27 protein-coding genes and 2 pseudogenes are annotated in these 21,674 nt (G+C 40.8%); 10 read left to right on the forward strand and 19 right to left on the reverse strand.

The genetic code is table 11. The features are described from left to right. Positions 1-20: 20 nt before the first annotated feature. From JMN17_RS21680 to JMN17_RS21685, 4 genes and pseudogenes are all read left to right on the forward strand, one after another. Positions 21-143, forward strand: a pseudogene (locus JMN17_RS21680) (SAR2788 family putative toxin); the annotation flags it as partial. Between the two features lie 20 nt (positions 144-163). Beyond that, positions 164-529: a hypothetical protein gene (locus tag JMN17_RS05220; protein WP_202327646.1), complete on the forward strand. Its 366-nt coding sequence runs from the start codon at positions 164-166 to the stop codon at positions 527-529. 220 nt (positions 530-749) lie between these two features. Then, complete coding sequence (locus JMN17_RS05225; RefSeq protein ID WP_202327647.1) at positions 750-1,424, forward strand: SOS response-associated peptidase; 675 nt, start codon at positions 750-752, stop codon at positions 1,422-1,424. A 69-nt stretch (positions 1,425-1,493) separates the two neighbouring features. Further along, positions 1,494-1,568, forward strand: a pseudogene (locus JMN17_RS21685) (hypothetical protein); the annotation flags it as partial. A gap of 453 nt (positions 1,569-2,021) precedes the next feature. On the opposite strand, the gene JMN17_RS05230 reads toward JMN17_RS21685, so the two are convergent. Further along, complete coding sequence (locus JMN17_RS05230) at positions 2,022-2,894, reverse strand: PhzF family phenazine biosynthesis protein (protein WP_202327648.1); 873 nt, start codon at positions 2,892-2,894, stop codon at positions 2,022-2,024. Positions 2,895-2,988: 94 nt separating this feature from the next. On the opposite strand from JMN17_RS05230, the gene JMN17_RS05235 reads away from it, so the two are divergent. Beyond that, a complete protein-coding gene (locus JMN17_RS05235) occupies positions 2,989-3,273 on the forward strand; it encodes a hypothetical protein (RefSeq protein WP_202327649.1) in 285 nt (94 codons plus the stop codon). A 369-nt stretch (positions 3,274-3,642) separates the two neighbouring features. Here JMN17_RS05235 and JMN17_RS05240 read toward each other — a convergent pair whose 3' ends face one another. Further along, on the reverse strand, positions 3,643-3,861 hold the full coding sequence (locus tag JMN17_RS05240; RefSeq protein ID WP_242519856.1) for a YolD-like family protein: 219 nt from the start codon (positions 3,859-3,861) through the stop codon (positions 3,643-3,645). A gap of 411 nt (positions 3,862-4,272) precedes the next feature. Here JMN17_RS05240 and JMN17_RS22105 point away from each other — a divergent pair, with 411 nt between their 5' ends. Then, positions 4,273-4,572, forward strand: a complete 300-nt coding sequence (locus JMN17_RS22105) for a hypothetical protein (protein ID WP_445291675.1) — start codon at positions 4,273-4,275, stop codon at positions 4,570-4,572. A 15-nt stretch (positions 4,573-4,587) separates the two neighbouring features. On the opposite strand, the gene JMN17_RS21885 is transcribed toward JMN17_RS22105, so the two are convergent. The 7 genes from JMN17_RS21885 to spoVK all read right to left on the reverse strand — a co-directional run bounded on the left by JMN17_RS21885 (position 4,588) and on the right by spoVK (position 11,485). Then, on the reverse strand, positions 4,588-4,719 hold the full coding sequence (locus JMN17_RS21885; protein ID WP_277986965.1) for a hypothetical protein: 132 nt from the start codon (positions 4,717-4,719) through the stop codon (positions 4,588-4,590). A 433-nt stretch (positions 4,720-5,152) separates the two neighbouring features. Beyond that, entirely contained in the window at positions 5,153-5,521 is a 369-nt protein-coding gene (locus JMN17_RS21690) for a hypothetical protein (RefSeq protein ID WP_242519857.1), read from the reverse strand. A gap of 407 nt (positions 5,522-5,928) precedes the next feature. Continuing rightward, positions 5,929-7,263: a type I glutamate--ammonia ligase gene (glnA, locus tag JMN17_RS05255; protein WP_087991491.1), complete on the reverse strand. Its 1,335-nt coding sequence runs from the start codon at positions 7,261-7,263 to the stop codon at positions 5,929-5,931. Between the two features lie 58 nt (positions 7,264-7,321). Then, positions 7,322-7,729 (reverse strand): transcriptional repressor GlnR, encoded by a 408-nt coding sequence (gene glnR, locus JMN17_RS05260; RefSeq protein WP_003238341.1) that lies wholly within the window; start codon positions 7,727-7,729, stop codon positions 7,322-7,324. Between the two features lie 109 nt (positions 7,730-7,838). Further along, entirely contained in the window at positions 7,839-9,104 is a 1,266-nt protein-coding gene (locus JMN17_RS05265) for a methionine gamma-lyase family protein (RefSeq protein ID WP_087991490.1), read from the reverse strand. 17 nt (positions 9,105-9,121) lie between these two features. Further along, positions 9,122-10,384 (reverse strand): GTPase HflX, encoded by a 1,263-nt coding sequence (gene hflX, locus JMN17_RS05270; RefSeq protein WP_087991488.1) that lies wholly within the window; start codon positions 10,382-10,384, stop codon positions 9,122-9,124. Positions 10,385-10,516: 132 nt separating this feature from the next. After that, positions 10,517-11,485, reverse strand: a complete 969-nt coding sequence (spoVK, locus tag JMN17_RS05275; protein ID WP_148961936.1) for a stage V sporulation protein K — start codon at positions 11,483-11,485, stop codon at positions 10,517-10,519. A gap of 801 nt (positions 11,486-12,286) precedes the next feature. On the opposite strand from spoVK, the gene JMN17_RS05280 reads away from it, so the two are divergent. After that, on the forward strand, positions 12,287-13,054 hold the full coding sequence (locus JMN17_RS05280; protein WP_202327651.1) for an N-acetylmuramoyl-L-alanine amidase: 768 nt from the start codon (positions 12,287-12,289) through the stop codon (positions 13,052-13,054). Positions 13,055-13,117: 63 nt separating this feature from the next. Here the strand turns inward: JMN17_RS05280 and JMN17_RS05285 are convergent, their stop codons facing one another. The 9 genes from JMN17_RS05285 to JMN17_RS05325 form a co-directional block, all read right to left on the reverse strand. Next, a complete protein-coding gene (locus JMN17_RS05285) occupies positions 13,118-13,738 on the reverse strand; it encodes a hypothetical protein (protein WP_202327652.1) in 621 nt (206 codons plus the stop codon). A gap of 49 nt (positions 13,739-13,787) precedes the next feature. Then, a complete protein-coding gene (gene nrdF / locus JMN17_RS05290) occupies positions 13,788-14,777 on the reverse strand; it encodes a class 1b ribonucleoside-diphosphate reductase subunit beta (RefSeq protein ID WP_087991483.1) in 990 nt (329 codons plus the stop codon). 17 nt (positions 14,778-14,794) lie between these two features. Next, positions 14,795-16,897, reverse strand: coding sequence for a class 1b ribonucleoside-diphosphate reductase subunit alpha (gene nrdE / locus JMN17_RS05295; protein ID WP_087991482.1), 2,103 nt, complete (start codon positions 16,895-16,897; stop codon positions 14,795-14,797). Further along, complete coding sequence (gene nrdI, locus JMN17_RS05300; protein ID WP_087991481.1) at positions 16,857-17,249, reverse strand: class Ib ribonucleoside-diphosphate reductase assembly flavoprotein NrdI; 393 nt, start codon at positions 17,247-17,249, stop codon at positions 16,857-16,859. The genes nrdE and nrdI overlap by 41 nt, the downstream gene beginning before the upstream one ends. Positions 17,250-17,492: 243 nt before the next feature. After that, complete coding sequence (locus JMN17_RS05305) at positions 17,493-17,723, reverse strand: hypothetical protein (RefSeq protein ID WP_003238362.1); 231 nt, start codon at positions 17,721-17,723, stop codon at positions 17,493-17,495. A gap of 81 nt (positions 17,724-17,804) precedes the next feature. Then, a complete protein-coding gene (locus JMN17_RS05310) occupies positions 17,805-18,080 on the reverse strand; it encodes a YmzC family protein (protein ID WP_087991480.1) in 276 nt (91 codons plus the stop codon). A gap of 194 nt (positions 18,081-18,274) precedes the next feature. Beyond that, on the reverse strand, positions 18,275-18,496 hold the full coding sequence (gene hfq, locus JMN17_RS05315) for an RNA chaperone Hfq (RefSeq protein WP_003221097.1): 222 nt from the start codon (positions 18,494-18,496) through the stop codon (positions 18,275-18,277). Between the two features lie 39 nt (positions 18,497-18,535). Beyond that, positions 18,536-19,480, reverse strand: a complete 945-nt coding sequence (miaA, locus tag JMN17_RS05320) for a tRNA (adenosine(37)-N6)-dimethylallyltransferase MiaA (RefSeq protein WP_202327653.1) — start codon at positions 19,478-19,480, stop codon at positions 18,536-18,538. A 99-nt stretch (positions 19,481-19,579) separates the two neighbouring features. Then, complete coding sequence (locus JMN17_RS05325) at positions 19,580-19,993, reverse strand: YmaF family protein (RefSeq protein ID WP_087991478.1); 414 nt, start codon at positions 19,991-19,993, stop codon at positions 19,580-19,582. 89 nt (positions 19,994-20,082) lie between these two features. On the opposite strand from JMN17_RS05325, the gene JMN17_RS05330 reads away from it, so the two are divergent. From JMN17_RS05330 to ebrB, 3 genes are all read left to right on the forward strand, one after another. Further along, complete coding sequence (locus JMN17_RS05330; RefSeq protein ID WP_087991477.1) at positions 20,083-20,331, forward strand: hypothetical protein; 249 nt, start codon at positions 20,083-20,085, stop codon at positions 20,329-20,331. A 140-nt stretch (positions 20,332-20,471) separates the two neighbouring features. Further along, a complete protein-coding gene (gene ebrA, locus JMN17_RS05335; RefSeq protein WP_087991476.1) occupies positions 20,472-20,789 on the forward strand; it encodes a multidrug efflux SMR transporter subunit EbrA in 318 nt (105 codons plus the stop codon). A gap of 16 nt (positions 20,790-20,805) precedes the next feature. Continuing rightward, positions 20,806-21,159 carry a multidrug efflux SMR transporter subunit EbrB gene (gene ebrB / locus JMN17_RS05340; protein ID WP_202327734.1) on the forward strand — a complete coding sequence of 118 codons (354 nt, stop codon included), beginning with the start codon at positions 20,806-20,808 and terminating at the stop codon, positions 21,157-21,159. 11 nt (positions 21,160-21,170) lie between these two features. Here ebrB and JMN17_RS05345 read toward each other — a convergent pair whose 3' ends face one another. After that, positions 21,171-21,623, reverse strand: a complete 453-nt coding sequence (locus JMN17_RS05345) for an OsmC family protein (RefSeq protein WP_087991475.1) — start codon at positions 21,621-21,623, stop codon at positions 21,171-21,173. Between the last annotated feature and the right edge of the window lie 51 nt (positions 21,624-21,674).

Genomic DNA, 21,674 nt, shown 5'->3' on the forward strand with positions numbered 1-21,674 from the left:
ATGACCCATCCCCCAGAAGTAATAAGAAGACAAATGAATTCTTATCTGTAGAACGACAAGGAAATAAAGATACTATAATAACTTACTTCAAGCCAAAACATCCAAATAAAAAAGCTGGTTATAATTATTATAAAAATAAATAGGAACTTAAAGAGGGATTGCTATGGCAAAATTATATACATGTTTAATTTGCGGATATAAAGGATTAATTCACAACCCCTTAAACAATGATGGTGAGTATCAAAAAACATTTGATATCTGCCCTTGTTGCGATTTTGAATACGGCTACAGTGAAGATCATGACGTAAGCTTAGGTTTTATAGTAACTCCAGATCACTTAGTTGAAGCTGCAATTCAGTTATACCGAAAACAGTGGATTGAGAATGGAATGAAAATTGCAAATCCTGAAGATATTCCAGAAGAATTAAGAAACGGTGACTGCTTAAAATTTGAAGTGTTGTTAAAGCAATTGAATAGCCTAAATCTCGATACAGAAAAATTTGAAATTAAGGGATTTAATGGTTATTAACGCAGATTCAAGCCCCAATTTTGGGGGCTTTCTTATTATAGTACAGTCTACCAGAAAACTGTTGAATGTATAAATATCAGTGAACTTTTTCTTTCTTCATATTCCCCTAATCAACACTTCAACTTCTTTAACCTCAACCGTTTGCTGCATCACATTCCTCCTTTTTGATTTTCGTGTATCAAGCCTGTACAATATTCAAAAACCCTAAAGGATGATGAACATGTGTGGCAGGTTCACTTTATTCTCTGAGTTTGATGACATCATCGAACAGTTCAACATAGATCAATTTTTGTCTGAAGATGAATATTACCCAAGCTATAATGTCGCTCCATCACAAAACATCCTGACAATCATCAATGACGGATCTAACAACCGGCTGGACAAACTTAGATGGGGTCTTATCCCTCCTTGGGCTAAAGACGAAAAGATCGGCTATAAAATGATTAATGCTCGTGCTGAAACATTGTCCGAGAAACCCAGCTTTCGAAAGCCGCTCGTAAGCAAACGTTGTATCATACCGGCTGACAGTTTTTATGAATGGAAACGCCTTGATCCAAAGACTAAGATTCCTATGCGGATTAAGCTTAAATCATCCAATCTCTTTGCTTTTGCCGGATTATATGAGAAGTGGAAAACTCCAGAAGGTAATCCTTTATATACTTGCACAATCATTACTACAAAGCCTAATGAGCTTATGGAAGGCATACATGATCGAATGCCCGTTATCCTAACTCATGACAACGAAAAGGAATGGCTCAATCCTAAAAATACTGATCCTGACTATCTACCAAGTTTACTGCAGCCTTATGATGCTGATGACATGGAAGCATACCAAGTTTCATCTTTAGTGAATTCACCTAAAAACAATTCACCTGAGCTCATTGAATCCCATTAAGTACCACTGCCATATCGCTTTATATATCACCTTCGCTTAGCTAATATGTTCTAAGTAGGAGGTGATATTTTGTTTGTATCGCCAATGCTATTGCATTCAATAAAGGAACCATTTGACGACGGTAGCTATATCACTGAGCATAAAGTATCTCAATAAATGGTAATGTACAATATTAAAAAATATATCCACGTACTTATATAACATGCGTTTTTACCTAATTCATTACGTGTACATAATTATTTCACTGTACATAAATAACCGATGTTAACGAATATATTTGTACAGAAATTTCTCAATGATAATAAATGATTAGGGGGTAGTGGTTTCATGCCGCCCGGGACCAACGCCGCTAAACTTCGAAAGTTTAAATACTGCATTTAGGTAATCTATGTTAATTTAAAAATGTAGCTTTGAAATAAGGTTTGAGCAAAAATACCTTACAAATCCTTATTTTACGATAAATAAATAGAAGCCATTTTGAAAAAAGATTGATCAAAATGGCTTCTTCTTCATTAGATTTTAGTTTGGTTTTTATAATAAAGATTAATCATTTTCTACCTATGTTGTTCAACAATCGCGCCCGTTTGTTGAAGACCATTAACAGAGTTTTTCTATTGCGTTTCCTTTTACTCGGGTTCTAATAATTTTGCTTTCTTGTATAAAAGTTTCGGATTTAATAATACTAGGTCGCCCCATAGCGACTCCTTGAATAATCTTATAGCTGTTCCAACCATCTTTTAACGGGTAGAACACCTTATTTTCGGTTAAATATGCCCCTAATGCAGATGCGGCTACACCAGTTGCCGGATCTTCGTTGTATCCAGCTCTCTTAGGAAATTGACGTGCCTGGACATATTGCTTGCTTTCCTGCTCAATGGCAAAAGGATAAAACCCAGTAGTGTTAAACTCATCACATAATTTCCAAAGGTATTCAAAATTAGGTTTAAGATTGTTAAGAGTTCTCACCCTTTTTAAAGGAATAATTAGTTTATAACGAGACGTAGAGACAGATTGAATAGGAAAATTATTTATGTCATCTATTCCAATACATAATGCTTTACATATTTCTTCTACTGTAGGATTTACATTCAAAAATTTGGGGGAGAATTGTTCAACATTAACATCTAAATTCGATCCTTTTACTTCCCATTCAACTTTAACAGGCCCTAACATTGTCTCCACTATAGTCGGTGAATGTTTTATCATACCTCGGTTAACGAGAACTGTAATGCTTCCTATAGTCGCATGGATGCACATTTCCATCTCATGTAATGGAACAAAGAAACGAATCTTTACATCACAATCAGAACGAGTTGATTTTAAAACGAAGGCTGATTCATGAGCAAAATCCTTTGTCATCTTTTGCATTTTATCTGTTGTTAAACTATCTGCATTCAAAACAACAGGACACGGGTTACCTCCACCGTTTTCCAGAGAAAACACTGTTGTATTTACAACTTCATAACACAATTTTCTAACCCCCCTTTGCTTTAAGCTTCATTTTAACATCATTTTCCTTCCTAGTTAATCTTCAACAATATGGCCCTTTAACGGAACAACTCTATTGTCACTCAACAGTTTTTTAATCCACTTTCAACTTCAGATGTTCTTTTTCTTTCAATATAAAAACACCCCTTTAGATAACCAATCCAAAGGGGTGAAACGGTACAACTTTATTTTTTATGAAATCTGGCAAGGTACAAAAGACAGTTGGTTACAGGAAGAATTGCCAAATCCTTATCGAAAAAAATATGAAGAAGTTGTTGGTGATCTGCTTGAGGATAGAATAATAAGTTGGTTAACCCCAAACGGAGAATGGGGAAGTAATTTAACGAATGTCAGTCGCTGATTTAAACTTGGCCAGTTATCTTTAGGCAGATTTAATAGGAAGAATAACTGTTTATAGTCACTGTTTTTTAAGGTGTTTTCAACTTGAAGGACGTTTTCTAATACGTCTTTCATTGATTCTATCATCATCTTCAATTCATCTTCAATTACCAAGCTAATCAACTGATAACTCCATGGCAATACCTCTGTTGGAATACCCTCTTGTCTATAAGCACTATATGAAGATCGCAACTTTGTTAAGCAAAAGGGCGCGATTGCGGAGTGAAAAAAGCCCAATTTTTCAAATTCAATACTTAGAAATTGGGCTTTTAAATATTAGCATTTTCCTGACCTTACGCTACCCCTTATTAAGTTTGCATTTCTAATTTTCTTAATATTGCTCAATTTCAATAATATCTCCTAATTTTAAAATATGTTTTTTAGTCGAGTAATCAACAATTCGCAATTCTCTTTTTAGCTGGTCGATATAATGAATATTACCGACAAGTTTCTTCATTTCCCCTTTTTGATAGAAGGTGAATTGTAGAATAATGTTCCCTTCCATAGCCCCGCAGATAATTTCATTAAATTCTTCAGATTTTTTGTTCATCCAAAACCGTTTTTTTGACTTTATCTAAACTTTCATTATATTCCCTTAGTAATTTTACATATTTAGGTAACACCATGGAAACCCACTTAATACGACCTCTGTCACGAATCACCTTAAAACGCCTACTTTTCCATTACATTTTGTGTGACATTATATAAAAAGACTTCCCGAAACTGGGTTTTAAATTAAGTTCTTGACATTGAATATAAATTTGATTGTTCCTCGATCTCTAAGCATATCGCTCACTCCTTTATTGATCTAATATTAACAGAACAAATGTTCTCTATTCACCACAAACAAGAACAAAGGTTCGATGTAAATGTTGGTAATAAATAAAACTCCCTTATAAAAGGGGGTGGTTAATTAGGAGCAAATCAAGTTGCCATATTACTTAGGGTTTCATTGAAAGAAATGTACGACAAAAATGCTGTCAAAGTTATCGCAACGCTTCGCTTCTGCTATCATCCTCTAATTAAAATTGCAATGGATTTAGTTAGAATTCCAGATATAAAACATACAACTGTCATGATAGTCACCCAGATCAAAAAAGTCGGCTCTAACCCTATTTCAATTAGCATAAAAACTAAAGAGAGTACAAATATAATCAAGGTTGTTATCCATATTTTGAAGATAAAGTATCCTATTATCCCTAAGATAAATGATACAGCCGGCAGTACAAGTAGTATTAAAAATGCAGGACCACCCAAATGAGATATCCTCCTAATCTTATTCATTATGCAATAATTCAAAACGTGCAATTTCCCATTCTTTTTTTGCTTTTAATGGTGTTGTATTAACCTTTTTCCCTGATTTTAAGTCATAGGAGGTTATTTCCCCTAAGACATTCTCTTTTTGCATGTCAAACCCTTTGATAAGGACGTACATGTTACTATCATCAAATTTAATATCATTCAATAACATTTCACTATTGCCCGCATAGAATTTGAAAGATGTTTTCTTATTTAGATTTTCATCAAAAAAGCTAACTTTTCCATTGTATGAGACAGCAATGATAATATGAATATACCAAAACATGATCGGCAGAAACTAACTCAAAACGAATGTCTTAGTCTTCTGTATAGTTTTTTCATTCATTCCTTCTTTTCTTAGTATTTTAACATATTACCATTCTTGTCAAGATGATATTAAGAATAAACAAGAGAGGAAATTAAAGTTTGTTTTACATGAAGTCTTTAAGTTGATCCAATATCATCTCAGTATCTTCGTTTTTGGACTTTCCTACCTCCTGAGCAGCTTCTCAAACTATAGTTCTTAAATTGTTCGACTTTATTTAGTGTGTGTACGAAGAAACAATTGACATCAATACATCAGCCAATTCAAAACCCATATCACCTTTTGCTCCTATGGCATTTTCAGTAAGAATGTGCAGTATCCACTCTAGGTCTTCGACTTCTTCTTTCTGTATAGCATCAGGATCATTTAGATCAATAGTATGAATTTCATCAAAATCTAAGTTATCGTATTCATGAATTTCATCTTCGCATTCATATGTGTATAGCTTAGATAAAAATTCATTAAATAAGTCTGCAATCCTAAAGTCTGTATTTAATTCAAGGTCAAAATACTGTACAGGTGTATTCTCATTAGTTTGGCGATAATCTAATACAACCCATTTGTGTCCATCTCCCTGTATGAACAACAGTTTTTGTGGTAGCCCCTCAACTTCAATATGGTCGTCTGACCAAGATGTTTCCTGATTTCTTGGGAACGCATTAAAATTAAATCAATCCACCATTTTGTTATGATCAATTTTTTATATTCTTAAGGCAAAGTTAAATTCATCTTCACTGATGTCCATTAACCTTAAAAGGATCATATTCAATGTTCTCCCAAATGACTCTCATTTATTACCTCCTATAGGTTGTGTAATAAATACACCAATGCTTCTAAATTTGTAATGTTTTATGTCCTCAATCGTAGAGTTAGATTTCTAATTTCAAATATTTTTGGTCATAATTTGGTCATTGACCAAAAATGCTAATTTCTCATTCTATTAATCAAAATCAAAAAATCCCCTGACACCAATAGTGCCAAGGGATTGAAAGATTAATACTGAGACATATACTGTTCGCGTTCCCAAGGATGAACTTGTGTGCGGAACATATCCCATTCGATTTCTTTTGACTCGATGAAATGTTCGAATAGGTGCTCGCCTAGCGCTTTGACCATGACTTCGTTTGATTTGAATTCTTCTAGCGCTTCCGCAAGTGTTGCTGGAAGGTCGACGATTCCGTTTTCCATGCGCTCTTCTTTGTTCATCACGTAGATGTTGCGGTCGATTGGAGCTGGCGCTTCCAGTTTGTTTTTGATTCCGTCTAAGCCTGCAGCAAGCAATACGCTGAGTGCAAGGTACGGGTTAGCAGCTGGGTCTACGCTGCGTACTTCAACACGTGTGCTGATGCCGCGGGAAGCCGGGATACGGATAAGCGGGCTTCTGTTTTGCGCGCTCCATGCTACGTAGCAAGGTGCTTCATAGCCAGGGACAAGACGTTTGTAAGAGTTCACAGTCGGGTTTGTTACTGCTGTAAAGCTTGTTGCGTGCTTCACGATACCTGCAATGAAGTGTTTCGCTGTTTCACTTAACTGAAGATCAGCGTTTTCGTCATAGAATGAGTTAACGCCATCTTTGAAGAGTGATAGATTGCAGTGCATACCGGAACCGTTCACACCGAACAACGGTTTTGGCATAAATGTCGCATGCAGACCGTGTTTGCGGGCAATTGTTTTGACAACTAGTTTAAACGTTTGGATGTCGTCACAAGAGCGGACAGCACCAGCATATTTAAAGTCGATTTCGTGCTGGCCAGGCGCAACTTCATGGTGAGACGCTTCGATTTCAAAGCCCATCTCTTCAAGCTCAAGTACGATATCACGGCGGCAGTTTTCTCCCAAGTCAGTTGGAGCCAAGTCGAAATATCCGCCTTTGTCGTTTAGTTCAAGCGTCGGCTCGCCTTTTTCGTCTAATTTGAATAAGAAGAATTCAGGCTCAGGTCCGAGGTTGAAATCACTGAAGCCGAGGTCTTCCATTTCTTTCAGAATCCGTTTTAAATTGTTTCGCGGGTCACCTTCGAAAGGTGTACCATCCGGATTGTAGATATCACAGATGAAACGTGCTACTTTACCTTTTTCAGCTGTCCATGGGAAGATAACAAATGTATTCAGATCTGGATACAGGTACATGTCTGACTCTTCGATGCGAACGAATCCTTCAATAGAAGAACCGTCAAACATGACTTTATTATCAAGCGCTTTTTCAAGCTGGCTTACAGGAATTTCAACGTTCTTGATTGTTCCAAGAATGTCAGTAAACTGAAGACGGATATACTTCACGTTTTCTTCTTTGACTAATTTTACGATATCTTCTCTAGTGTACTTTGCCATTTCGTAAAACTCCTCCTCTTAAAAGGTAAATGTATATAGCAAAACAGTTGCTAACGGATTAATGAAAGAAGCGGGACATGTCGCCTTGGCGGAATGTATTCCCTCGTTGAAAACGGCCGGCTTGCATGAGCTCGTTTTTCAGGAGCTGTCTCAGTTCGTCATCGGACAGATCATGTTTCATTGGTTTTTTCGTCTTCTCGTTTTGTTTTTGCTCTGGTTCGGCTTCTGCTTTCGCCAGAATTTGTTTAATCCCTGCCATGTTTACACCTTGTTCTATCAGGTGCTTGATTTCTAACAGTTTATCTACATCATGGAACGAAAATAATCGTCTATTCCCTTCGCTTCTCGCTGGAAATATCAGTCCATTTTCCTCATAATATCGAATTTGTCTTGCTGATAACTCAGTTAACTGCATGACAATTCCTATTGGAAATAAAGGCATTGAGCGGCGAATATTATCACTCATCTCAATTTCCTCCTTTTCTTAACTTAGTTTCATTATAGGTGATGTTATATTTTGTGTCAATAAGATGTAAGGATTCTTAACATCAAATTCAGTGAAATTTTTAAAAAATTTAAATTAATTTCTTTTCCATGAGTGAATCCACTGCACTGCAGATGGCATTCTTCACATGAGAATAGGTTAATCCTCCCTGAACATACGCTACATACGGCGGGCGGATAGGGCCATCTGCTGATAATTCGATGCTTGCTCCTTGGATAAATGTGCCTGCTGCCATAATGACATCATCTTCATATCCCGGCATGTAGGCCGGATAAGGCGTAACGTGCGCATTGATCGGTGAGGCATATTGAATCGCCTGGCAAAAGGCAATCATTTTTTCTCTGTCAGAAAACTCAACAGATTGAATCAAATCCGTTCTTTTCGCATCCCATTTCGGGTTTGAAGTAAAGCTTAGTTTTTCTAGGAACCTTGCTGTAAACACAGCTCCCTTTAAACTTTGGGACACAACGTGAGGCGCCAAAAAGAAGCCTTGATACATTTCTTGGAGCGAATAAAGAGATGCCCCTGCTTCCCTGCCGATGCCCGGTGACGTCATACGGTATGAGCAAGCTTCAATCCATTTCGCTTTTCCGACGAGATAGCCTCCTGTTTTCGCAAGGCCTCCGCCGGGATTTTTAATGAGAGATCCCGCCATCAGATCGGCTCCGACATGGCAAGGCTCAAGCTCTTCTACAAATTCACCGTAACAATTGTCCACAAATACGACCAGGTTTTCATTGATTTCTTTTACGAAACGGATCATTTCTTTTATTTCACTGATTAAGAAAGAAGGACGATTCGCATATCCCTTTGAGCGCTGAATGCCGATTACTTTCGTCTTCGGATTGATCGCAGCGGCGACTGCATCATAGTCTATTTTACCGTCTTCCGTCAGATCAACCGCATTGTAGCCGATTTGAAAATCCTTTAATGATCCAGCGTTTTCTCCGCCTCTGACGCCCACAATTTCTTCTAGCGTATCATATGGCTTGCCCGTTATATAAAGGAGCTCGTCCCCCGGTCTGAGAACACCGAAAAGAGCAATCGAAATGGCGTGTGTGCCTGAGATAATTTGCGGTCTTACCAATCCCGCTTCTCCGCCAAACACATCCGCATAAATGCTTTCAAGCGTATCTCTTCCGATATCATCATAGCCGTATCCAGTAGACGGCGTGAAATGAGTGTCGCTTACTTTGTGTTTTCTATAGCTTTGAAGCACTCTCCATTCATTGCGCTCACTGATTTCTTCTATTTGTTTATGAACGCCGGCAATGTCCGCTTCCACTTCCATTGCCGTTTTTTTCAATAATTCTCCGTGTGTTAATGTGTCAAACATGTTTTTGTATTTCCTTCCTACATATACTTCTTTAATTCACCGATGATGCTTTGCTCTTCTTGTACATAGCCTGATATGTCGTACCGTTCATTTTCTTCATCAAAGCAGAACCGGTCAACCATCGTTTCCGATTTGATTCTAGAAAGAAGCTTCCCTTCACTTGCCGGCACACGTGCTTCAAAAGATGTTAACAGTTCTTGGCGCAAATAGCGCTGAATCGCTTCTTTAAACGTATAGGCGTCTTCCTCAAATTTCGCACTGACCATAATGTGATCTCTCCCGGCCGTCGGAATAAAATCAGGCAGCTTTTGATCACGCTTATTGTAAGCCGTCAGCATAGGGATGTCATCGGCTTCAAGTTCCTCAAGCAACCGAAGCACCGTTTTTTCGTGTCCCGGGTAATCCTCATTTGAGGAATCAATCAAATGCAGGATCAAATCCGCTTCTTTGACTTCCTCAAGCGTTGACCGAAATGCAGCAATCAGTGTCGTCGGAAGATCCTGAATAAATCCTACTGTATCTGACAGAAGTACGCTGTAGCCGCTTGGCAGGACCATTTTTCTGGTCATCGGGTCCAGTGTGGCAAACAGAAGGTCTTCTTCATAACTGTCTGCACTTGTCAAGCGGTTGAACCATGTAGATTTCCCCGCGTTTGTGTATCCGACAAGCGCAATTTGAAGCACGCCATTTTTCTTTCTTCTTTCACGGTATCGGCTTCTATGGCGAGTGACAGTCGAGAGCTGTGTGTTGATTTCATGAATACGATTTCTGATATGGCGGCGGTCGGTTTCCAGTTTTGTTTCCCCGGGACCTCTCGCCCCGATTCCTCCGCCTTGCCGGGAAAGATTAATTCCTTGCCCCGTCAGACGCGGAAGTGCATATTGCAGCTGAGCCAGTTCAATCTGGAGTTTGCCTTCTCTCGTTCTCGCCCGCTTTGCGAAAATATCTAATATCAATTGCGTGCGGTCAATCATTTTCACTTCAATTGCAGTTGCCAATGACTTCAATTGACTTGGCGATAGCTCATCATTAAAAATAAGGAGATCAGCTTCAAGCTCTTCCACCAATGCCTTCAGCTCTTCTACCTTTCCTTTTCCTATATATGTAGCGGCGTCAGCCCTGTTCCTTTTTTGAGTGACGCTGGTCAATACGGTTCCGTCTGCTGTTTTTGTCAGAGATGCAAGCTCTTCCATAGAGTTTTCAAAATGCTCATCCGTGATATGCGGCAGCTGACATCCGACTAAAATGGCTTTTTCCTGTCTTGTTTCCTGTTCGTTCAAATGGATGTTCCTTTCTTTTGCATATTGGGCAGTAGTATTATCATACCAAACCCTTCATGTGTATACCACAAATCGACTGCTTTGAAAAGTTAGAAATACAGCAAAAAACAGACCTCTCGAAAACTGAGAGGTCTATACAGAGCCAGACGCTTCTTCTTTAATGGAAAGATCTTGGCTTTTAATGGTCATCAAGTCGCTCTTTAAGTATTGATCGCCCATTAAAAGCCTCATGGCTTGCGCTCTGATCGATTTTTCGATCACATTTCTGACAAAACGGCCATTGCTGAATTTAATGGGACTTGTCGTGCTTTTCACTGTCATTAAGTAATCTTTCAATTTCCATTCCGCTTCTTGACTGAGCTGGTATTCTCTTTCTGCGATCATTCGTTTCGCTATCTCCATGAGCTGGGTGACAGAATAATCCGGAAAATCAATGGAGATGGGAAATCTTGATTGGAGACCGGGATTTAATGAGAGAAAATGATCCATTTCCCGAGAATATCCGGCGAGGATCAAAATAAACTCATGCTGTTTATCTTCCATATGCTTGACGAGCGTGTCGATCGCTTCTTTCCCAAAGTCCTTTTCACCGCCTCTTGCCAGCGAGTAAGCTTCGTCTATAAACAAAATGCCTCCTAATGATTTTTTGATTAAATCTCTCGTCTTTTGGGCGGTGTGGCCGATATATTCCCCGACCAGATCAGCCCGCTCTGCTTCTATCAAGTGGCCTTTTGACAAGACATTCATTTCAAAGAACAGCCTGCCGATCAGCCGAGCAACCGTCGTTTTTCCTGTTCCCGGATTTCCTTTAAACATCATGTGCAGCGCTTGCTTCCCCACCTTCAAGCCTTGCTCCGCGCGTTTTTGGTTTACAAAAATCCAAGCGTATATTTCCTTGATGTTACGCTTCATTTCCTCCATCCCAACCAACGTGCTCATCTCTTTTTCCATTTCCTTTAAAATACCGTGCTTCGCTTCGTTTTTTTGCAATGCAGCTTGATATTCCGCCTCTGCCTCAGCATTCGTCAGCACCTGCTTTTGTCCGTTAAGAATAATGTTGATCTGTCCGTTGTTTTTATATGTCACAGCGCGCTCCAACATTTTCACCTCTCTGTTCTCTCTATATGATATTCAAGCGGATGCCCTTTGTGACAAACGCCTATCATGTGTCGAAACAATTGCTTTTATCGGGAATGATAAGGAATCTTGCGCTTTCCCGAGAAATACTTTATTTCTTATTGTATTCAAGGACATGGGGTGGACAAACCAAGAGATTTTGTTTTTAACAATTTTGTAAGGAACACCGGAGATATGCCTTTGACAGATAAACCTCATTATCACTATTTACTCAATATCAGGTTTCTATCATCCCTTGAGGGACATTTCCTATATCGCTTTTAACAGCTCAAACAAATTTGTCAGCGGAAGAGCCCACCAGAGCTCCTTCGCGCACCCTGTTTAGAATAGCGCTTTCGGTTTTGAACAGGAACCAAGCCAAAACTCGGTTAATTTGACGCCCTCATTCGGCCTAAGATACCCGAGATATTTCTTTTTCTTCTATTAATAAAGAGATGTCTTCAGCGACACGTTTTCCTTCCCTTTTTCTTCTCAGCATATAGGAGCTCTGCGCATTCATTTACGTTTCAAATACCTGATGCAAAGCCGAAGACCAGATGGAATCAGCGGAAATCAAGCCGCCCCCATCATACTAATACTCACAAACAAATGATTTTTTCACATTTTTCATTCAGAGAGAATCTGCTGTCGCTTCATGTTGAATTGTGCGCTTTCCCGAGAAATAATTTCCGCATGTGAAAGGGTTATTTCCTTATTTTTCAGACGAATGATAATCGTACAAGCAGAAGTCGTGTTTTTTCATATCCTGTAATGAGGTGATAGAGAATGGTTAAAATTTTTATTGACGCTGGCCATGGCGGCTCTGATCCAGGCGCAACAGGAAATGGCCTTCAAGAAAAAACGTTAACCCTGCAAATCGCTTTAGCTTTGCGTACGATATTGACAAATGAGTATGAAGGCGTTTCTTTGCTGCTGAGCCGGACAAGCGACCAATATGTCAGCTTAAGCGATCGGACCAATGCTGCAAATAACTGGGGTGCAGATTTCTTTTTGTCCATTCACATTAATGCCGGGGGAGGCACAGGTTTTGAAAGCTATATTTACCCGGGTGTGGGGGCCCCGACGACGATTTACCAATCTGCGATTCACTCTGAAGTGATACAAGCTGTCAACTTTGCAGACCGCGGCAAAAAAACAGCAAACTTCCACGTCCTAAGGGAGTCGGCAATGCCTGCCCTATTGACTGAGAACGGGTTCATTGATACCGTAGCGGATGCGAATAAGCTGAAAACAAGCAGCTTTATTCAAAGCTTAGCGAGAGGCCATGCAAACGGATTGGAGCAAGCCTTTAAGCTTAAAAAGACCTCCAGTTCAGGCTTATATAAGGTTCAGGCCGGCGCATTTAAAGTAAAAGCGAATGCGGACTCACTCGCAAGCAGTGTCGAAGCTAAAGGCTTTGACACGATTGTCCTTTTAAAGGACGGATTATACAAAGTACAGATTGGCGCATTTTTATCCAAAGCCAATGCAGACGCCCTTGCCACTAGAGCGAAAAATGCCGGCTTTGACGCGATTGTCATTCTAGAATCATAATCGAGAGGCGGACGAGCGTCTCATAAAAAACCCCGGCTCCTCATCACGAGAAACCGGGTTCTATTATTCAAGAATATCAACAACAAATTGAGACCATGTTTCCAGACGGTTATAGATGTCGTCCCGTTTTAATTCAGAGACTTTCATCCATTTTCCCGCAATTTGCTCTTTCTCTTTGACTTCCACTTGTGAACCAGACTTTAATTGAAGCGCAGACAGAATACCGATATGCACTTTGCCGACACTGTTCTCATCATCATTGATGAGCCCCAGAGTGACAATCGCCTGTTTATCCTCTTCGTTGATTTGCAGTTCTTCGTCAAGCTCACGGTCTGTGTTCAGCTTTAAGACTTCTGTAAATGAAGCCGCTCCTTCAATGGAGTTCATATGACCTCCAAAGCCGAGAGAAAGTTTATTGTGCAGACGTGATTCTCCGCCGCCAGCCAGCCGCTCGTAAAGGAAAACTTCATCTTCCCGCTTAATGACGACATAAGGAATCGGCTGCTTATAATGAGGATCTTCTTCTGCATCTCCCCTTCTCATTTCACGATAGCCCGCTTCGATCTGAGCCATGATTTCTGCTACTCTGCTATCTTCACTGTTCACACCCTGGAAGGTTATGCTTTCTTTCTTAAACACGGCATCGCGCGGGGCGACCAATATTATTTCGTCCATTTTTCCCATGATTACTGCGTCCTCCTCATTTGTACCTTCAAGCCGAAAAGAGCAGATATTAGATCTGCTCTTTTTCATCTCCAAAATAAAAGTCATCGTCTTTGAGCGGCTCAACTGTCGCTTTTTTATAACCGTTACCCTTCATAGAGAAGAAGTCATGTGATTTTGTTTTTGTATTTAATCCATTTAAAACGATCGGGTTAATGTCTTCCTCTTCAAAGTATGGATCGAATCCAAGGTTCATCAGCGCTTTATTGGCATTATAGCGGATGAATTTCTTTACATCGTGTGAGAGTCCAACTTGATCGTACAAGTCCTCTGTATACTCAAGCTCATTTTCATATAACTCATCCAGAAGGTTGATCGCAAACTCGCGAAGCTCTGCTTTTTTCTCTTCTGTCTGCTTATTATAAATTTCCTGAGCAAGCAGACCCACATACACGCCGTGAATCGCTTCATCACGAAGAATCAGGTTAATGATTTCACCGCTCTGCATCAGTTTTCCTTGTCCGTAGAAATATAACGGATAATAGAAACCGCTGTAGAAAAGGAAACTTTCCAAATAGACGGAAGCAACCATCGCTTTGAATAGTGAAATCTCATCATCTTTTTGAATGGCTTTGTAAAGTCCGACGATGACTTGCGCTTTTTTCTGCAAATATTTATTTTGCTTAACCCATTCGAATACTTCATTAATCGTTTCAGTCGGTGCCAGGGTCATGAAAATATTAGAGTACGACTTCGCATGGACAGCGTTCTCCATCATCGCCATAAAGTTCAGCACCGCTTTCCGCTGGTGGCCGTCTACGTGTTCAGCCACGATCGGCATTCCCGTATTCCCCTGCTCTGTATCAAGAAGAGTCAGTCCGGCCAGTACCTTCATATAAGTGTCCTGCTCGTTTTTCCCGAGGTACTTCCATGTGAGGAGATCGCCGTTTAAAGCAATCTCTTCCGGAAGCCAGAACTGTTTCACGTTTTGGTTATAGAACATTTGGGTAAAATCGTCTTCATGCTTTGACCAGTTTGCTGCGTCATAAATTTTCGTCACTATAAACTCTCCTTTAATCAAACAACACAAGAAAGGCAGCTGTCTTGCCCAGTATCTTTCGTTCTTGCATAGTAAATGGTTTTAATTCCTCTGTGATGTGCATACAGATCGATTCGGTTTAAATCACGAGTCGTCATTGTATCTTTTAAGAACAACGTGAAGCTGATTCCCTGATCAATGTGCTGCTGGATAGTCCCGATCATATCCACAACCTTAAACATGTCCATATCATAGGCTTCTTTATAGAAGAACCAGTTATTAGATGCAAGCCCAGGCATTGGGTAGTACGTTTTTGAGTTCCCGTATGTTCTTTCTTCAATCCGTTCCATAATCGGCATGACAGACGCCGTGCTTGATTGAACGTATGAGATAGAGCCTGTTGGCGCAATGCATAATCTGTAGCTGTGGTACATGCCGTGTTCAGCCACAAATGCTTTTAGCTTTTCCCAGTCCTCTGCTGTCGGGATATGCATACCTTCAAATAGAGTAGCGATTTTTTCGTATTTCGGTGAGAAATCTGTTGAAACGTATTTTTCGAAATATTCACCTGTCGCATAGGTTGATCCTTCATATTGATCAAACGTTTCGCCCTTCTCTTTTGCGATTTCCGCTGAGCGCTGGATGGAGTAGAAGTTCACCATCATAAAAAACGTGTTTGCAAAGTCACGCGCTTCCGGACTTTCATACGCAATGCCGTTTTGCGCAAGATAGCCGTGAAGGTTCATAGCGCCGAGACCGATTGATTTCATCGCTTTATTTGCCCGTCTTACAGCAGGCGCGTTGCGGATATCAGTCGTTTCAGACACGTGTGTTAAAGAGTCTGTCGCAAGCTTAACTGTCTTTTCGATTGATTTGTGCTCCATGACATTGAGAATGTTAAGTGAACCCAGGTTGCAAGAAATATCCAAACCAATTTCATCTTCTACGTCATAGTCTGTGTATGAAGAAACCTGTGATGCCTGAAGCACTTCAGAGCAAAGGTTAGAAAATTTCACCTTGGAAATATGGTTATTCGCATGCACTTTATTCACGTTATCTTGGAACATGATGTATGGATAGCCTGATTCAGAACGAAGCATCGCCAGTTTTTCAAGCAATTTCCGCGGGTTGATTTTTTCCTTTTTCACCCGGGGATTGTCGACAAATTTGTCGTACATTTCGTTCATGTCCAGCTCATCCATATGCTGGCCGTACTCTTTATAAATCGTGTGCGGATAAAATACGTAAGCCGCTTTGTCCTCACGCGCAAGCTCAACGAATTTATCCGGAATGACAACACCGATAGAAAGCGTTTTGACACGTACATCTTCATCCGCTGAAATCTTTTTCGTATCAAGAAAATCATTGATATCGCGGTGGAATATGTTTAAGTACGCCGCTCCAGATCCTTGTCTTTGTCCCATTTGGTCAGCGTAGCGGAACGCATTATCAAGGAGCTTCATCACGCCTACAACACCTTTTGTGGCATTTTCAACATCTTTAATGGCTTCACCTTTGGCGCGGAGCTTGGACAGGTTAAGAGAAACCCCGCCGCCCAGCTTAGAAAGCTGCATGGAGATATCGATCGCTCTTGAAATGTCGTTTAAAGAATCATTAACTTCGAGCAAGAAGCAGCTCACCAGTTCACCGCGGCGTTTTCTGCCGGCGTTCAAAAATGTCGGTGTGCTCGGCTGATATTCCTGATTGATCATCAAGTTCACATATTCTTTTGCTTTCTCAGTGTCGCCGTTTGCGAAGAACAGCGCAACAATTGAGATTCGGTCCTCATAACGCTCGAGGATTTTTTTCTTGTCATTCGTCTTCAAAGCATAGTCATTATAGAATTTAAACGCACTCATGAAGGAAGGAAAACGAAACTTCTTAGCGTAAGCTGTCTTAAACACGTCTTTAATGTCTTCAAAAGAATAAAGGCTTAAGAATTCCTCTTCGTAGTATTGGTTTTCAATCAAATAATCCAGCTTCTCTTTTAAGTCGTGAAAGAAAACTGTGTTTTGGTTGATATAATCTACAAAATAGCTATGTACAGCCTCTTTATCCTTATCAAACTGGAATTTTCCATCTTTTTGGATCATGATTTCGTTATTTAACTGGATCCATTTTGGCACTTGATTTTGTGACAACTCTTTCTACCTCCTGAGTAAACAATTCAACGTCTTTAGATGTGCCGCTGAGTTCAAATTTGTGCAAGATCGGCACCTGATATTGTCTTGAAATGGTATCGGCGCTTTTTGCAAAGTTATCGCCCCATACTTTATTGCCGCTCGCAGCGACTCCTAATAAAAGATGGGCGTATTTTTCGAGAAATGATTGTGTTGATGCCGGTACCTGACCGAAGTTCGTCGTGTAGGTGACCAAAACAAACGGAGTGTCCATGTGGTCAATGTCGTCCACCTTGCGTATCTGCTGAAAGTCTATTTTATTCACAAACCGCTGAACATTCCCTGTTTTCGAATCAAATATGATTTGTACCACGTTTTATCACGACCTATCAAAAAATATGAATCTCTCATCACTAACACTATATATAGTATACTATCCTCTAACAAAAACACAATATATAGATTTGTTTTCGTGAAAAATTCATATTTTGATCAAATCAGGCAAATGGGCAGGCTCATCAGGGCCCAAAAAAGAGAGCAGAACGAGAATGATCTCTCGTCCTACTCGGGGTGTCGTTTTTAAGCCGATGTATATCATAACATGAAAAAAAACTGCTTAGTAGTCTAGATTTTTTTTTCTTAAGCTATCACAGCATTTTTCGCTCTCTACTGTTTCTTCTATTTCAACATCCGCACCGATCTCTTCTAAAACCGCCTTCAAGGCGCTGATAATTGACGCTTCTCTGATTAATTCTTTTCCGTTCACAATGATGCTTGTTCCGTACTCATAGCAAGAATCATCTTCGCAAATTTCTTCCCAATGATTCACGATCACTTTATGCTTCATGTTTTCACCCTCTGTTTGATCTGTGTCTGTATTTAGTTTAGCGGGTAGCATCCGCTTTGTAAATTCGGATGCTTGTGAATTTTATTCAAGCTCATCATCATCCGAATATTCTTTTTTCAGCTTTACCTCATTGCGGGACTCATTATACTCATAAATTTTGATATAGCCGTCCTCCACAACGCCAAAATGATTATGTTCAAGAGGAAACGAGGTTGGCTGAGGCGTTTCATAGCCTGAATTGCCGCTGTCTGTTTCAATGATGGTGTCTTGATTCCCGCACGCCCCGAACAGCAAAAATACGGCTATCCACACAAGCGCAATCCTGATTCGTCTAAGTTCTGCTTCACTTTCAAACAAGGTCGCGTCACTCCCGGATCATTTTTATACATCATATACCATTTTATCTCACATATGTTGATCTCATAAAAAAAGACCGTGCCTTGGCATGGTCAGCTTACAAAAAAGCTTGGAACGAAAGTGGATCAATTTTAAAAAATGGCTGCCGGAATTCCCCCGACAGCCTCCCCATGCCTTAACATGGTATTCTTGATCTATTCGAGTTCAAGCTGGACGTTTTTTTGAGGCGCAAACGTTGAGATCGCATGTTTATATATAAGCTGCTGCTTCCCTTCCGATTCCAGCAATACGGTAAAGTTATCAAAGCCTTTCACCTGGCCCCGCAACTGAAAGCCATTCAGCAAAAAAACAGTGACATACGTATTTTCTTTCCGGATTTGATTCAAAAACTGATCCTGAATATTAATCGGTTTCATGTTTCGTCCTCCTTGATTCTCTATATCATACAGTTTCGATTAAAGTTCGAGTTTTCCTGCTATATGTGTGAAAATTTCCTTTTTTTTCAGCTCCATATCAACGGGTGGTGTCATATCGAACCAGGTCACCTGCATTTTGTTGCGAAACCATGTCAGCTGGCGTTTCGCATACCGCCTTGAGTTCTGCTTCAATTGATCGACGGCATCAGAAAGCGTCACAAAATCGTCAAAATGTGCAAATAGCTCCTTATAGCCTATCGCTTGAATCGATTGACAGTCCCTCACATTCCTGTCGTAGAGGCGTTTCACTTCCGAAAGAAGACCTGCCTCCATCATCATATCGACACGCTGATTAATTCTAGCGTAAAGCGTGTCTCTATCCATTGTCAGCCCGATTAACACTGCATTGTACAGGAGTTCTCGTTTTTGCTCCTTCAAATGCTGAGACATCGTTTTTCCAGACGTTTGTAAAATTTCCAGCGCGCGAATGACTCTTCTTGTGTTATTCGGATGAATCGCAGCAGCTGCCTCTGGATCTGCCGCAGCGAGTTTTGCATGAAGAAAGTCAGCGCCTTCCCGCTCAGCAGCCATTTGCAGGCTCTGCCGAAACGCAGGATCGTTCGCCTCTTCCGTAAATGTATAATCGTAAAGCACAGATTGTATGTAAAGCCCTGTACCGCCGACAATCATCGGAAGCTTTCCTCTTTTGGCAATCTCGCTGATTTTGTTTCTCACTAAGTTTTGATAATCTGCGGTGGAGAAGGAATCTCGGGGATCTAAAATGTCAATCAGATGATGGGACACTCCCTCCATCTCCTGTTCGGTGATTTTAGCTGTTCCAATATCCATCCCTTTATAAACCTGCATCGAATCTCCGCTGATAATTTCCGCGTTCAAGGATTTAGCCAGCTGAATACTTAAATTTGTTTTCCCCACTGCCGTCGGTCCTACTAAAATGACAACGGGCTGCTTCGTATTATTCAATATGTATCACTCTCTTTTATAAATCTCCCCCCATTATAGCATTCATCATGTACAACCACCTATCCATTTTGCCCTTTTTTTGCATCGGTAAACATCCTTCTACCAGCCGAGCGGCTCATTGCCGACGATTTCTCTCGTCTTCCCTTTCAGGGCATGCCGATGCGTTTTTCTTCCGTCATCATTCGGGTCATACACAACGCCTCCGTACCTGATCTCAATCGGCTCATTATAGGCCAGATACGTCGTTTCTTCGATTTCGTGGTAATGGGTGCCGTCTGTCCGGGGAATCGCAGGGCCCGAGATTCCGTAATACCGGTGAAAATGTCCGTTTTCAAAAGACGTAATCCCTGAAAAGTAGTGTGTATGCTGATCCGTATTCGATCCGTTTGCCGGCTGAGTAAACCCTTCAATGAGATGATAATGTCCCTGTTCTATGGTCGTCTTGGCAAGATAAGCATGTACGTGAGGCGGCGCTTTTGACCAGTCAGATGGATACAGGCCCAATGAGTTCACACCCCTTCTTTTTCATCAAACGCCCAATCAAATCCGGGTAGGCTGAATACACTGCATCATCTACACTTTATGACAGGAGGAAAGAAAACATGAATGAGGTAGATCATTATTTCACTGCTGCAGATACAAGGATCATTGGAAGGCCTTACGGATTCGGAAGACCATTTGGGTTTGGAAGACCTGGATTTGGCTATGGATTTGGTTTTGGCCGGCCATTTGGTTTTTTTGGAGGGCCGTTTATCGGAGGCCTTGCAGGCGGGCTTATAGGAAGTGCTTTATTTAATCCTTATTTGTATGGCGGATATCCCTACTATCCTCCATATCCTTATTACTATTAAGCACAACAGACCTCTTAAAAAGGGGTCTTTTTTATGGGACCGGAAACGAATCTCTTGACTCATTGTTAGGCATACACTACTATTTTTCTAGCTGACGATTTTATGATCTCAAGACACATTTGAAGTGAGGAGCATTTACGATGTTAATAGGATACATATTCCTCACGATTGCCATATGCTCGGAATCAATTGGAGCGGCCATGCTGAAAGTGTCTGACGGCTTCAAAAAGTGGAAGCCCAGCGCCTTGGTCGTGATTGGCTATTTCATCGCCCTTTACATGCTGTCACTCACCTTAAACCATATCCCCCTCAGCCTCTCGTATGCAACTTGGAGCGGTGTGGGCACGGTGCTGACGGCAGTGATCGGAGTGAAATGGTTCCAGGAAGAACTGAACGTGAAAGGACTTATCGGAATCCTTTTATTAATTTCAGGAGTTGTGTTGCTTAACTGGCAGTAAGGGAGTGTTGATGATGATGAAAGGATTTCTTTATTTGGCTCTTGCCATTGTATCTGAGGTTTTCGGGAGCACGATGCTGAAGCTTTCAGAAGGATTTACACAATCGTGGCCCATTATCGGAGTCATTGGCGGATTTCTTTCTGCTTTTGCCTTTCTAAGCTTTTCTTTAAAAACATTAGACTTATCAAGCGCGTATGCGACATGGTCGGGTGTTGGAACGGCGCTTACAGCCATTGTCGGATTTTTGCTTTTTGGCGAAACCATCAGTTTAAAGGGAGTATTCGGGCTCACGCTTGTCATTGCAGGCGTCGTCGTTTTAAATCAATCGAAAGCCCCTGCTGAAGAAAAAAAACAGACGGTCTGTGAGTGACCGTCTGTTTTTTATTCACCACCCGGTTTTACAGAGGCTTCAAGCTGCACCTCGACATTTCCTTGAATGGCGCGTGAAATCATGCAAGACGACTCCGCCTTTTCACAAAGCTTGTGCGCCAATGCGACATCCTCTTGTGAAGCATCCTGTTTGAGCACGACGGAGGGGCGGTGAATGATCTTTTTGTATGTAAAGACTCCTTTGGTGACGTCGACAATACCTTCTGACTCCATCTGCAGGTCTTCTTTTTCCAGCCCGCTTCTTTCCATCATCGCAGCAAGTGTAATAATGTAACAGGTTGCTGCCGCCCCGAGAAGCATTTCATCCGGGTTGGTCCCCTCTCCCGGTCCATCCATTTCTTTAGGAATGGAAATAGATGTGATGAGGTTTCCGCTTTCGATCGTACCAACGTCGTTGCGTTTACCCGGCCAGTTCGCTTTTAAATAAAAATGATGATCTGCCATCGTCTGTTTTGCCTCCTTTAATGATCCTATTTCAGTCTACTGATCTTCTCT

The sequence above is a fragment of the Bacillus sp. RHFS10 genome (assembly GCF_016757475.1).
GTDB lineage: Bacteria > Bacillota > Bacilli > Bacillales > Bacillaceae > Bacillus > Bacillus subtilis_G.